Genomic DNA, 13,660 nt, shown 5'->3' with positions numbered 1-13,660 from the left:
ACTTTATGCTGCATTATGAAGACATCGTCGTAGGATCGAAATCGAGCTATGGGTGCTATGAAGTCACCCGCGAAGAGGTGATCGAATTCGCCAGCAAATATGATCCGCAACCCTTTCACCTCGACGATGAAGCCGCAGCGCAAACCTATTTTGGCCGTCTTTCCGCCAGTGGTTGGCACACCGGATCGATGGCGATGCGGATGATGGTAGACAATATGAAGGTCAACCAGCAGGCCGGGCTTGGTTCGCCGGGCATTGATGAGTTGCGCTGGTTGAAACCGGTTTATCCCGGCGATACGCTCCGCATCGAAAGCGAAGTGTTGTCCAAACGCCGATCAAAATCCCGGCCCGAAATGGGCATGTTCCAAGGTCGCACGACGGTGTTCAACCAACATGATGTTGCGGTGATGACCATGGTTTCGACTGGGCTGATCCGGGTGCGCAATCCGGAAGCTGCCGAAGACTGATCACTTCCGCCCGAACAGCTTCTCGACATCCCCCAGCGCCAATTTCACCCAGGTGGGTCGGCCATGATTGCATTGGCCTGATCGCGGGGTGACCTCCATCTCGCGGAGCAGCGCATTCATTTCGGCAACACTGAGCACACGGCCTGCGCGGACCGAGCCGTGGCAGGCCATGGTCGCGGCAACATGGTCGAGCCGTTCCTTCAGGCTGATGGCTTCGTCATAAGCAGTAAGGTCATCGGCGAGATCGCGAACCAACGCCTGCACATCCTTGGTACCGAGCAAGGCCGGCACGCTGCGCACCAGCATTGCAGCGGGGCCGAAACGTTCGATTTCGAGGCCCAAGTCGGCGAATTCACCCAGCTGCGCTTCCAGGCGGTCGCAAGCTGTTTCTTCCAGCTCAACCACTTCGGGCACCAGCAGCCCCTGGGTTGCTACCCTGCCCTGCGCCGTCGCCGCGCGCATCCGTTCGAGCACCAGCCGTTCGTGCGCCGCATGCTGGTCAACAATGACAAGCCCGTCCTCCGCCTCGGCGACGATATAGGTCGCCGCCACTTGCCCGCGCGCCACGCCCAAAGGATGGCGCACGGCCTCGGGCACTTCTGCGGTCGAAGGTTCGGCGCGGCCCATTAATGGCGCCAGATCCTCGCCTGCTATGCCAGCAAGGTCGGCAAAGCTGGAGCGTGATTCCGTGATCGAAGGATAAGATGGCCGACGCGAATAATCGCCCTGATAGGCTGCCGATGGGGCAGCGAAGATATCGCCTTGCACCGTCCGCACCGGCTCTTGCTGCCAGTTGGCGAGTGCCGCCTCTGCCGGGCGTTGCACGCTACGAAATCCGGCTTGATCGATGGCGTGGCGAAGGCCCGATACGATCATCCCGCGCACCAGCGCCGGATCGCGGAAGCGCACCTCGGTCTTCGCCGGATGGACGTTGACGTCCACCTCGCTCGGCGGAAGATCGAGGAACAGCGCAACCACGGCATGGCGGTCACGCGCCAGCATTTCGGCATAGGCCCCGCGCACCGCGCCGACCAGCAACCGGTCCTTCACCGGGCGTCCGTTCACAAACAGATATTGGTGATCGGCAACCCCACGATTGTAAGTGGGCAGCGAGGCGATGCCGCCAAGGCTGATCCCTTCGCGCTGGAAATCGAGGGCAACGCTGTTTTCGGCAAGCTCAGGCGCGGTCAGCGCGGCGACGCGCCCGGGCCGGTCCATCCCCGGTTGCACCGCCAAGGTGCGCCGCCCGTCATGTTCGAGCGTGAAGCCGATATCGGGGCGAGCCATCGCCAGCCGCCGGACCGCGTCGAGCGCAGCCGCATATTCGGCGCGCGGGCTGCGCAGGAATTTGCGCCGCGCCGGAATATTGGCGAACAGGTTTTCGACTCGAACCCTGGTACCGGGGGGGATTGCCGCCGGGCCCTCGGACAGCAATCGTCCATGGTCGACCACCCTGCTCCAGCCTTCTCCACCCCGCACCCGGCTTTCGACCGAGAATTTCGATACGCTTGCGATCGACGGCAAAGCCTCTCCGCGAAAGCCCATCGTCATCACCTGGTCGATATTGTCATCAGGCAGTTTGGAGGTCGCATGCCGCTCCAGCGCCAACGCGATTTCATCCGCGGTCATGCCGCAACCATCATCGGTTACTTCAACGAGGTCGAGCCCGCCCGCACCCAGCCGGATGGAGATATTCTGCGCGCCGGCATCGATGGCGTTTTCGACCAGTTCCTTCAACGCACTGGCCGGTCTTTCGACCACTTCACCGGCTGCGATCCGGTTGATCAGTGTTTCGGGGAGCCTTCTTATTGACATCTGGGCGCACCTAGCCCAAGCGCCGCCTCCAAGCGAATCCTTTCATAGTGGAAAACTGGTATTTTGCTGTTTTGAAAGGCAGCAAATTCCTGTAGTGCGACGCGATTGCGCCGCGCCATCATCAAAGGCATTTCAGCCCGCAATCCTTCAAGACCTCTTTCTGGGTGGAAGACTAGAGAATGTTGAACCGATTTTTCCGATTTGCCTCGCAGGACATGGCAATCGACCTCGGCACCGCCAACACTGTCGTTTATGTGCGCGGCCAGGGTATTGTCCTCAACGAACCTTCGGTGGTTGCCATCGAAACAATCAATGGCATCAAACGCGTCAAGGCCGTAGGCGACGATGCGAAGCTGATGATGGGTAAGACGCCTGACAGCATCGAGGCGATCCGCCCGCTGCGCGACGGCGTGATCGCTGACATCGATGTCGCAGAGCAGATGATCAAGCACTTCATCCATAAAGTGCACGGCAAACCCCGCATGTTCAGCTATCCTGAAATCGTGATCTGCGTGCCTTCGGGTTCGACCTCGGTCGAGCGCCGCGCGATCCGCGACGCAGCATCGAACGCCGGTGCAAGCGCGGTATATCTGATTGAAGAGCCGATGGCTGCCGCAATCGGCGCCGACATGCCGGTAACCGAACCCATCGGTTCGATGGTCGTCGACATTGGTGGTGGTACCACCGAAGTTGCCGTCCTCTCGTTGCGCGGCCTTGCTTATACCACGTCGGTGCGCACCGGCGGCGACAAGATGGACGAAGCGATCGTTTCCTATGTCCGCCGACACCACAACCTGCTGATCGGTGAAGCCACGGCTGAACGCATCAAGAAGGATTTCGGCACTGCCCGCGCACCTGCCGATGGCATCGGCCACACAATCCACATCAAGGGTCGTGACCTTGTGAACGGCGTTCCCAAGGAAATCTCGATCAACCAGGGCCAGATTGCCGAAGCGCTCTCCGAACCCATCGGCACGATCGTCGAAGGTGTGCGCATTGCGCTGGAAAACACTGCACCCGAACTCGCGGCGGATATTGTCGACCAGGGCATCGTGCTCACCGGTGGTGGTGCGTTGATGCAGGGTCTCGATGAGCATCTGCGCGACGAAACCGGCCTGCCGGTTACCGTTGCCGAAGATCCGCTGACCTGCGTTGCCATCGGCACCGGGCGTGCGATGGAAGACCCCGTCTTCCGCGGCGTCCTCCTGACCGCATAACGCAGGGATTAGGGGATGGCGCCGCCACGGCATCGGCGCCCGGGTTTCTCCCGAAGAGCGCAGTATAGCCTGTTCGTTACCTATCTGCTGGCGATTGCCGGCGCGATAGTTGGCGGGGTGTTGCTGCTCATCTCGATTGCAGACCCGACCGGCTTTGCGGCACTGCGCGCCGGTGCGGCAGAGGTGACTGCGCCGGTGGCGCGTGGTTTCCACGCGCTCCGCCGTAGCATCGCCGACATTGGTGAGAACACCTCGGCCTATTTCGATGCGGCTTCGCAAAATGCCGAACTGAAAAGGCAGGTTGCCGCCAATCGCACCAAGCTGATCGAGGCAGATGCACTGCGCGCCGAAAATGCGCAGCTCAAGACGCTGCTCAACCTGCAAAAGGAATTGGGCGACCAGGTGGTAACCACGGGGAACCTTGTCAGCAGCACCGCGTCGAGCAGCCGCCGCATCGCAATCCTTTCGGCTGGCAGCAATGCCGGCGTTGCCGTCGGCTACCCTGTGCGCGCAGCACGCGGCTTGATTGGCCGGGTGATCGAGACGAGCCCGAATACCGCCAAGGTGTTGCTGCTTTCAGATGCTGAAAATGTGATCCCGGTGATCCGCGTGCCCGATGGCCTGCCCGCGCTTGCCAGCGGGCTTGGCGATGGCACGATCCTAATCCGCCCGGTTGACCTTGGCATCAACAATTTCAAGCGCGGCCAACTGGTCGCAACCTCAGGCAGCGGCGGCCTTTATCCGCCCAACATTCCGTTTGCGACCATCGTTCGCAAAACCAGCGACGGCGCGCTTGCCCGCCCGATCGCCAGCCCCGCCTCGAGCGAGCATGTCATGGTCCTGCGACCCTATCAGGAAGCGGCGAAGAAGGTTCTTGATGAAACGCTGAAAGCGCTCCCGGAAAGCGGGGCAGACGAATGAACCAGTTGCTTGCGACTGGGCGCAAGCTGCTTGGCCCGAGCCGCGAATATGAAAGCCGGATCGATCGGGAGCAGTCTCCAGCGCGCATGCTGCTCGTTCCGATCTTGTCGGTGATGGCGGGATCAATGGCGACATCGACCCTGCCCTTGGTTGCCGGATCGCCGCTGCTTCCGCCCTTTGGCCTCCTTATCTTGCTCGCATGGCGGTTGATGCGCCCTGGAATGTGGCCCGCCTGGATCGGCTTGCCGCTCGGCCTGTTTGACGATCTCTACAACGGCCAACCCTTTGGCAGCTCGGCATTGGTGTGGTCGCTGTGCATGATCGCGATCGAGTTGCTCGACCTGCGCGGGGTCTGGCGTGATTATATGCGGGACTGGCTAATCGCATCGGTGCTGATTATGCTCGCGCTGCTTGCAGGGCTTGGCATATCGGGGCTGGCCCAGCCAGCGCCGGAGGTTCGCATCATCTTGCCGCAGATTGTCGTCTCGATCCTTTTCTATCCGCTCGCGGTAAGGCTCTGCGCTCGGCTTGATGGCTGGCGACTGGCCACATGAACGAGAAGCGCGGGCCGACTTCGGGGCAACTGGAATTCACCTTCTCTCGGCGCGCGCTATTCATCGGCGGCGTGCAGGCATTGGTGGGGGGCGTTGTGGCCACGCGCATGGCCTATATCGCGGTGGCCGAGAATGAGAAATACAAGCTCGCTTCCGAAAGCAACCGTATCAACCTGACGCTTATCCCGCCCCGGCGCGGCTGGTTTATCGATCGTATCGGCAAGCCCATCGCCACCAACCGCGCCGACTTTCGCGTCGATATCATTCCCGATCGGCTGCAGAACCGCGAAGAAACGCTGGGCACGCTGACCAAGCTGCTCGACCTGAAGCAGGAAGATGTCGAGCGCATCGAAAAGGAGTTGAAGGAAGCACAAGGCTTCCAGCCGGTGCAGGTTGCAGCGGGACTCGACTATGAAAGCTTCGCCCGCGTCAGCGTGCGCTTGCCCGACCTGCCCGGCGTAAGCCCACGGCAGGGATTTTCGCGTTTCTATCCCAGCGGCGCAGCCGTTGGCCACTTGCTCGGCTATGTCGGTACAGTCTCGGCAGAGGAATATCGCCTCGACAAGAACCCGCTGCTCATCACGCCTGGCTTCAAGGTCGGCAAGCAGGGTCTTGAAAAGACCATGGAAATGCGGCTGCGCGGAAAGCCGGGTGCCAAACGCACCGAGGTCACCGCGCGCGGCAAGATTGTGCGCGAACTTTCGAGCAGGCCGGATACGCCGGGCAAACCTGTACAACTCACCATCGATATCGACCTGCATAATTATGCCGCGCGTCGTCTTGGCATCGAATCGGGTTCGGTCGTGGTCATCGATTGCCTGACAGGAGATATCCTCGCGCTGGTCTCGATGCCCTGCTTCGATCCCAACAGCTTTTCCGAAGGCATTGGCCGCCTCGAATGGAAGATGCTCAATTCGGACGACCGCATCCCGATGCTCAACAAGTCGCTTCAGGGGCTTTACCCGCCTGGATCGACGCTGAAGCCGATGGCGGGCCTTGCCTTCCTGAAGCATGGCATTGATCCCGAGGAAAAGGTCGTCTGTGGCGGCGGTTACCGGCTCGGCAATCGCGTGTTCAAATGCCTAGGCCGCCATGGTCCGATGGATATGCGCTCTGCGATCATGAAGAGCTGCAACACCTATTTCTATGCGATGGCGAACCGGGTGGGTTATGATGCCATCGCCCCGATTGCGCGCCAATTGGGCCTTGGGCAGGAATTCCCACTGCCTTTCCAGTCGCAGCGTTACGGCACCGTTCCCGACAGCGCCTGGAAGATGAAAAAATACAATCAGGAATGGAGCCGGTCGGATTCGCTCAACGCGGTCATCGGCCAAGGCTATGTGATTGCCAGCCCCTTCCAGCTCGCCGTCATGGCGTCGCGCATCGCTTCGGGTCGCATGCTCGAACCCGAAATCCTTTTGAAGAACCGCAAGCCAGGTGCGCACCTGCCTTTCCCTGACGAGCATCTGCAGGTGGTGCGCGACGGGATGGATCTTGTCGTCAACGGCGCGGGTACCGCCGTGCGCAGCCGGCTGGAAATCCCGGGCATCACTATGGGCGGCAAGACTGGCACCGCGCAGGTACGCGCGATCAAAGGCGGCCAGCGCGGGCAAGGCGGCGCGCGGCGTTACCGCGACCATGGCCTGTTCGTCTGCTTCGCACCGGTCGCGCAGCCGCGCTATGCAGCGGCAGTTGTTATCGAACATGGCATGGGTGGCGCCCGTGCGGCAGCGCCAGTCGCGAAGGACGTGCTGACTTTCCTGTATGATCGCGAAAAGGCGATGGCTTCGCTCGAAGCGCTAGAGGCTGGTTGGGGCGGTGGTATCGACGAACGCATGGCGCGCCAATATGCTGCCTTCCAGGCTGGCCAGGGCGTCCCAGCGGATGAACGGAGCGAGATGTGAACGGCATCGTTCCGGCCCCGATCGCCGCGCTTCCCTGGCGTGTCATTTTCGTGCTCTTTGGCCTTGCCACGTTCGGAACGCTGGTACTCTATTCGGCGGCCGGGGGCAGCCTCAGCCCATGGGCAGGCAATCATTTCCTGCGTTTTTGCGTGCTGATGACGATGGCGGTCGCGATGTCGCGCCTGCCGCTCGATTTCTGGAAGAAGATCACCTTCCCGCTCTATCTCATCCTGCTGGTGATGCTGGTCGCTGTGGAACTGATCGGTTTCGCCGGCGGCGGCAGCCAGCGATGGATCAATCTCGGCATCATCACCTTCCAGCCTTCGGAATTGATGAAGCCCACTGTGGTGCTCGTCACCGCCTGGTTCTTTGATCGCCTGCCACCATCAAAGATCACGGGCTGGGATGCAATCTGGCCGGTTGCGATCATGCTGGTGGTGCCAAGCATCCTTGTGATCATCCAGCCAGATTTCGACGCGGCGCTGGCCTATATCTTCTGCGCAGCCGTGGTTGGCTTCCTCGCTGGCTGGCCGTTGATCTATTTCATCGGTGGCGGCGTCGCGGTGGCCGTGCTTGCACCATTGGTCTTCTTCTTCGGTTTGAGGCCTTACCAGCAGGACCGCGTCCTAATCTTCCTCAACCCGGAAAAAGACCCACTGGGTGCTGGCTATCACATCACCCAGTCCAAAATCGCGATCGGATCAGGCGGCGTGTTCGGCAAAGGCTTTGGCAATGGCACGCAGAGCCACCTCGATTATCTGCCCGAAGGCCATACCGACTTCATCTTTGCGACCATGGCAGAGGAATGGGGCCTGCTCGGCGGCCTCATCATCATTGGCTTTTATGTTTTGTTGATGCGCTGGGGCCTGAAGGTCGCGATGGAAAGCACCAATCGCTATGGCCAGTTGGTTGCAGGCGGGCTGACCTGCACGATTTTTTTCTACATCATGGTCAACCTGCTGATGGTGGTCGGTTTCGCCCCCGTGGCCGGCCTTCCCCTGCCCTTTATCAGCCATGGCGGCTCATCAATGCTGACCATGATGATCTGCGTCGGCATCATCATGTCGATCGAACGCCATCCGGGCAGAAGGGCCTTCAGCTGAGGCCAACATTTGGTCGCAGCAAGGCTTGACATTTACCCCGAATCCCGCCATTGGCGCGCCTCCGAACGGTGCGTTGGAATTTGCCACGCGCCAGAAATGGGGACGCTTAGCTCAGTTGGTAGAGCAGCTGACTCTTAATCAGCGGGTCGTGGGTTCGAACCCCTCAGCGTCTACCATTTCTCACCGTTTTTTCAATATATTACAAAAGCGAATTATTGGCTACATCCAGCACTGGTCGGACATTTGACGGACAACTTGGCATATCACGAATGCATAGCAAAGCAGTTAAGTTCGTGACACCCAGCCCCCCCCTTTGTATTTCGCTGAATTTTCAACCCTACCACCCCTGCCCCCCCCAATTCGGGAGATGGGACCCATATCGTCGTTTATCTTACAATTTTGTTCAAACGAACGGTTTGAAAGTTTTTGTTCGAATGCAAGTGAACATGCAGCTTGTTTTCTTTAACAAGTTGTCGTTTGATAGGCTTGAGTTTCTCGATCGTGTGACCGAAATTCTCTTCCGCTTGCCGCGTACAGGCGAAACTTATCTGATTGTAAACCTTTAACAGTTTGCGAGATTTCGGCGTCTTCGTTGGCTATTGGTGCAAACGATCCAACCTCTCTTTTACGATAAGATATGTGTTCGATTTGATCAACTCTGTCTCCGCTTCCTGCATTTGGTTATCAATCTTATTCGAGTTATTCTGCGCTCCTTGAAGCTTTAAGCGAAAATTTTGCCACGCTCCTACTTCTTGTCGCCAGTTGCGGCAGTGCACTGCCGCTGCCATCGCCACATCACCCGCCGCTCCATTAGATTTTGCAAATGATCTCGATACTTTTTGTCCACAAGCGATCCAGTTCGTGAAAGCTGTTTCGTACTCTTTGTCCACTAGCGCTATAAATTCCACAGACTTGCCAATCGACGCATCAGAACCTTCAAATTTTTTTGTTAGCTCCAATCTGTATCCCTGCTGGATCTCTCGCCGTTTCTCCAAATTGTCAGCCCAAGCAGGTTGGGTTGAAGAAATTTCGGGCTGCGCGCTCACAGTTTTCGCCGCAACTTCCGCAGCAATGCGCGCAAAGTCGGCTTCAGAATGCTGTGGTTCCTGACCTCCCAATACCAAGTATGCGGCAAATAAGTTGAAAATCATCTCATCCCTCCTTTGCGTTTCTGCCGTGTTGGGGATTTCTATCCCGAGTCAGCCTTTGAAAGCCTAATGCCACCACGTTTAATCACCCCTGATTTCTATATTTAGGACACAGTTCCTTTTAGTTTGCATATGATTTCACGCGTTCGAACTGCAATACTGAGCGTCACATGAGCAAAACAGTTGCCTCTTCCAAATTACATTGAAACAAACTTAACCGAAATATTGATGTTTGCGCGTCGCTGCACATCATGCATTAACATCGATAGCGCCTCTGGAACCCGCATAGACGCTTGAAGGTAGTTCGCCCCGTTCAATGGCATCGATTGGAGAGAGTTTGGCTGGATATTACGTTTCAAAAGCTGATGAATTTACCTCAGCATTACCGGAAACCATCGTTAATCAACTCGCGACGCGCCTGATCGAGCATTTTCAAGGCGATCACGAACGTCAACTTTATGCGTGGCGTGAACAAGTTCGCATTCTTCAGGCCAAACTACAGAAGCACATTAAAACGGACCCGAATGCCGCCGATTGGGGTATAATTATCGAGTATCCTCTGCTTCGTTTACAGCGTCGGCTCGACGTAATTGTACTCGCTGGGGACATCGTCACAGTTATTGAGTTCAAGGTCGGTGATGGTGGTTACAATTCAATCGATAAACGGCAGGTAGAGGACTATGCGTTGGGGCTGCGTGATTTTCATGAAAGTAGCCACGGTTTGCGGATATGGCCATTACTCTGCGTGACCGAAGGTCCGCCAGGCAAGCTTTCCGCTATTGATCAAGGTGTGGGTGAGGTGGCGACATCTAACGCTGAGGGCTTGAACGAGGTGCTTTCAACTCTGTCCAATGCAGCTTACCAAGACGGCAGAAAGCAAATCGACGTTAAGATTTGGAACGCTGGTGCCTATCGTCCGGTACCTACTATCGTGCAAGCTGCTGAGGATTTATTCGCTGGGCATGACGTGACTGAAATCGCGGCAGCGGCAGCCGATCGCCGAAACTTAGGGGAAACTACAGACGCTCTGATTTATTTGATTGAACGTGCGAGAAATCGAAAACAGCACCTGGTCATATTTGTAACTGGCGTTCCCGGATCAGGAAAAACCCTAGTTGGCTTAAATGCCGTGCACGATAAGCGATTTAGTAACGCCGGTCAAAATCCCGGCGCATATCTCTCAGGCAATACACCTCTTGTGAAAGTGCTTCAGGAAGCATTAGCCCTGGATGCCAGAAAGCGGGAAGGCATAGATGCCAAAGAGGCCAAACGGCGGATTAACGCTTCTGTACAAACTCTAATGAACTTCTTGAGAGAATATCTAAACGCACGTCCGGATAACGCTCCAGCAGATCATGTGGTGGTTTTTGATGAGGCACAGCGAGCATGGGATGCCGCCTACGGGAAGCAAAAGTTTGATCGGCCGAAATCCGAAGCCTCTTTGTTCCTTGAAATCATGGGTAGGCATGATGACTGGGCGGTGATTATCGCGCTTGTGGGGGGTGGCCAGGAGATAAACAAAGGGGAACTTGGGCTCTCAGAGTGGGGCCGAGCGTTGGCAGTTGAAAATGATAATCCAAACACGCCTCATTGGTTCGCTGTGGCATCACCTGAAGTGCTTGATGGTGGAGAGGCAACAGCGTGGCAAACGCTCTTCGATGGCCCACCCGCAGCGTGGGCTGAACGCGAACCAAGCCTTCACCTCAATTCGTCAATCCGATCTTATGGAAGTCCCTCCGTTCCCCCTTGGGTAAATTCTCTTCTGGCAGGTAACCTCAGAGAAGCTGCTCGCATTTCGCAGGTCGAGCCCGACTTTCCAGTTTACCTAACTCGTAGCCTGAACGAAGCCAAAGAATGGCTGACCCGATCAGCTCGAGGAAATCGTAGATGTGGTTTGGTCGCAAGTTCAGGCGCTCGACGAATTCGCGCTGATGGTCTCGGCGTCAGCTTAGGAGCTGCTCAGTTAGATGATCTTGCGCATTGGTTTTTAAGGGGACGGGAAGATATTCGATCGTCATATGCGTTGGAAGTAACTGCGAATGAATATGGCTGCCAAGGTTTAGAACTCGATTATGTCGGTGTGTGCTGGGACGGCGATTTGCTATGGGATGCAAAGCTCGAATGCTGGGCGCCACGCCGTTTAAATGGCGCAAAGTGGCAGTCGATAAACCAACATGCCGGCCGAACTTGGGCCTTAAACAAATATCGAGTGCTGCTTACTAGGGCGAGGCTAGGCAGCATCATTTGGGTTCCACAAGGTTCCAAAACTGATCCAACTCGAAGTTGCCAACACTACGACGGAATTGCGGATGCCCTTAAAAGGGCGGGCGCGCGAACCCTTAGTCTTAAATCCGTATTTGACAGCAGATAATAGAAATTTGGGCCGCGAGCCACGAATAATGATTTACTTTTACTAACATCTACTGTTTTTATCTTGTAGTTGCTAGGTGCATCAAGGAACTATCCTTTCTGGCTCGTTCTTCATTCTAGGTGGAGCCTTGCAACTCAGCAGTAGCTAGCGTTGGCCTCGGTAAAGGCTACAAAAAGTGAGAGGTATCAGATGCAGCGACTTCGCTTTATTGACCTTTTTGCTGGCTTAGGGGGATTTCATCAAGCCTTAGCTTCGAGAGGAGCTGAGTGCGTCTTCGCTTCAGAATTAGACCTCAATCTAATTGACCTTTATGAAAAAAACTTTGGTTTGCGTCCAGTTGGCGACATCACGAAGGTAAACCTTGGGTCAATTGCCGCACACGACGTACTCTGCGCAGGATTTCCCTGCCAACCCTTCTCTAAGGCGGGCGAGCAAAGAGGGTTAGAATGTCCGCAATGGGGGAACTTGTTTGACTATGTAGTTGAAATCCTCCGCATCAAAAGACCTCGTTTTTTTATAATCGAGAATGTGCCCAATCTTATTCGGCATAATGGCGGGATGACTTGGTCCATCATTTGTAGCCAACTCATGGGACTGGGATATGAAATTTCCTTTGAACGATTGTCCCCACATATGTTTGGTATCCCACAGAAGCGCGAAAGAGCCTTCATCGTTGGCGATCTCAACGGTCTCAAGGGGTTCGAATGGCCGAAGCCAACCGCCACTCAAGCACTTTCTATCAAAAACATATTAGACAATTCACCTATTGACGCGATACCTCTAAGCGAAAGGCATCTACTTTATTTGTCAACCTGGCAGGAACTTATTGACGTCTTCCCTTTGGAACTGGAACTGCCGTCGTTCCCTATTTGGGCGATGGAGTTTGGCGCGAACTATCCGATACGCGGTCAATCTCCTAATGCTCGAGGATACAAAGGCTTTAGCCAATATAAGGGAGCTTTTGGCGTAAAATTGCAGGGCCTAACTCCTGAGGAAGTCAAGGAGAGCCTTCCTAATTATGCGAGAACGCAGTTAAAAGAGTTCCCAGGTTGGAAAATAGATTTTATAGAAAAAAATAGGGAATTTTACAAAAAACATAAATCAATCATCGATCCTTGGCTTCACAAAGTTAAAAAATTCGCCCCAAGTTTTCAGAAATTAGAGTGGAATTGTAAAGGTAGTGAACGGAATATTTGGAACCATGTAATACAATTTCGTGCAAGTGGGGTCAGGGTCAAAAAGCCTGACACCGCTCCTTCTCTAGTAGCTATGACTCAAAGCCAAGTCCCAGTTATCGCGTGGGAAAAGCGATTTATGACTCCCCGAGAATGTAGCAGGTTGCAGAGCATGGGACAATTGCGTCACTTACCAAGTACAAAAGGTAGCGCATACAAAGCTTTTGGTAACGCGGTTAATGTAGACGTCGTCCGTGCGATATTCGACGCTCTAGTATCCCGAGATAAAGATGAAGTTCAATTACTGAAGAGTGCAGCATAACGATGGCTAGAATTGACTCGGTAAATATCCGGCCTGGCGTAAACGTTCTGTCTGTTCTGCCCCATTTAAACTATAAAGCCTGGTTTGCGCTCGCAGAGTTCGTAGATAATGCTATCCAAAGCAGTGTTGCTCGGAAGAAACAACTGATTGCTGCCGATGGCCAGGGATATAGTCTACGAGTTGACATTGATTTCGATCTTGCCGACTCTCGCATCACTATCCGCGACAATGCTGCTGGAATAGCATCTTCTGATTACCAACGAGCCTTCCGTCCAGCAGAAATACCACCAGATGCGTCTGGCTTGTCCGAATTTGGCATGGGCATGAAAAGTGCTGCTTGCTGGTTCGCCCCCACTTGGAGCGTAAGATCTACCGCGTTGGGAGAGCGCGTAGAGCGGACGGTCTTCTTTGACATTGACAAGATTGTAACGGATAGCATCGAAGAACTTGATGTAGTATCAATCGAGGCTGCGGAGAATAGCCATTATACCGAAGTTCGGCTCGAAAAAATCAGAAAATTTCCTCACGGAAAGACAATAGGGAAGATTAAAGAGCACCTTGCTAGTATTTATAGGGCATACATACGCGACGGGTTGATCTGCCCCCTTCTGGGTGGTCCAAAATCTATGTTATTTTGGACACGGAAGGAAAAGACGAATGCCA

The 13,660-nt window shown here is 55.4% G+C and carries 11 protein-coding genes and 1 tRNA gene; 10 read left to right on the top strand and 2 right to left on the bottom strand.

What is annotated here, in order from left to right:
* Window positions 1-5: 5 nt before the first annotated feature.
* A complete protein-coding gene (locus tag ACFSAG_RS00485) occupies window positions 6-467 on the top strand; it encodes a MaoC family dehydratase (protein ID WP_381510518.1) in 462 nt (153 codons plus the stop codon).
* Here the strand turns inward: ACFSAG_RS00485 and mutL are convergent, their stop codons facing one another.
* A complete protein-coding gene (gene mutL / locus ACFSAG_RS00480) occupies window positions 468-2,282 on the bottom strand; it encodes a DNA mismatch repair endonuclease MutL (RefSeq protein WP_381510516.1) in 1,815 nt (604 codons plus the stop codon). It lies immediately after the preceding gene.
* A gap of 179 nt (window positions 2,283-2,461) precedes the next feature.
* On the opposite strand from mutL, the gene ACFSAG_RS00475 reads away from it, so the two are divergent.
* The 6 genes from ACFSAG_RS00475 (at window position 2,462) to ACFSAG_RS00450 (ending at window position 8,157) form a co-directional block, all read left to right on the top strand.
* On the top strand, window positions 2,462-3,499 hold the full coding sequence (locus ACFSAG_RS00475; protein WP_374541413.1) for a rod shape-determining protein: 1,038 nt from the start codon (window positions 2,462-2,464) through the stop codon (window positions 3,497-3,499).
* Between the two features lie 15 nt (window positions 3,500-3,514).
* Window positions 3,515-4,420, top strand: coding sequence for a rod shape-determining protein MreC (locus ACFSAG_RS00470; protein WP_381510513.1), 906 nt, complete (start codon window positions 3,515-3,517; stop codon window positions 4,418-4,420).
* Window positions 4,417-4,974: a rod shape-determining protein MreD gene (mreD, locus tag ACFSAG_RS00465; RefSeq protein WP_374614388.1), complete on the top strand. Its 558-nt coding sequence runs from the start codon at window positions 4,417-4,419 to the stop codon at window positions 4,972-4,974. The genes ACFSAG_RS00470 and mreD overlap by 4 nt, the downstream gene beginning before the upstream one ends.
* Complete coding sequence (gene mrdA, locus ACFSAG_RS00460) at window positions 4,971-6,878, top strand: penicillin-binding protein 2 (protein WP_381510511.1); 1,908 nt, start codon at window positions 4,971-4,973, stop codon at window positions 6,876-6,878. Before mreD ends, mrdA begins: the two co-directional genes overlap by 4 nt.
* A complete protein-coding gene (gene rodA / locus ACFSAG_RS00455; protein ID WP_381510509.1) occupies window positions 6,875-7,981 on the top strand; it encodes a rod shape-determining protein RodA in 1,107 nt (368 codons plus the stop codon). The genes mrdA and rodA overlap by 4 nt, the downstream gene beginning before the upstream one ends.
* A 100-nt stretch (window positions 7,982-8,081) precedes the next feature.
* Window positions 8,082-8,157, top strand: a tRNA-Lys gene (locus tag ACFSAG_RS00450).
* A 420-nt stretch (window positions 8,158-8,577) separates the two neighbouring features.
* On the opposite strand, the gene ACFSAG_RS00445 is transcribed toward ACFSAG_RS00450, so the two are convergent.
* Window positions 8,578-9,132 carry a hypothetical protein gene (locus tag ACFSAG_RS00445; RefSeq protein ID WP_381510507.1) on the bottom strand — a complete coding sequence of 185 codons (555 nt, stop codon included), beginning with the start codon at window positions 9,130-9,132 and terminating at the stop codon, window positions 8,578-8,580.
* A 313-nt stretch (window positions 9,133-9,445) separates the two neighbouring features.
* On the opposite strand from ACFSAG_RS00445, the gene ACFSAG_RS00440 reads away from it, so the two are divergent.
* The 3 genes from ACFSAG_RS00440 to ACFSAG_RS00430 form a co-directional block, all read left to right on the top strand.
* On the top strand, window positions 9,446-11,500 hold the full coding sequence (locus ACFSAG_RS00440; RefSeq protein ID WP_381510505.1) for a DNA/RNA helicase domain-containing protein: 2,055 nt from the start codon (window positions 9,446-9,448) through the stop codon (window positions 11,498-11,500).
* 189 nt (window positions 11,501-11,689) lie between these two features.
* Window positions 11,690-12,997: a DNA cytosine methyltransferase gene (gene dcm / locus ACFSAG_RS00435; protein WP_381510503.1), complete on the top strand. Its 1,308-nt coding sequence runs from the start codon at window positions 11,690-11,692 to the stop codon at window positions 12,995-12,997.
* Window positions 12,998-12,999: 2 nt separating this feature from the next.
* Window positions 13,000-13,660 (top strand): ATP-binding protein (locus tag ACFSAG_RS00430; RefSeq protein ID WP_381510501.1); only part of this gene is annotated, 661 nt, incomplete at its 3' end.

It is taken from the genome of Sphingorhabdus buctiana (assembly GCF_042680825.1).
Classification (GTDB): domain Bacteria; phylum Pseudomonadota; class Alphaproteobacteria; order Sphingomonadales; family Sphingomonadaceae; genus Sphingorhabdus_B; species Sphingorhabdus_B buctiana.
The sequence above is the reverse complement of the archived record's forward strand: the minus strand, read 5'-3'. Positions and strand labels throughout refer to the sequence as shown.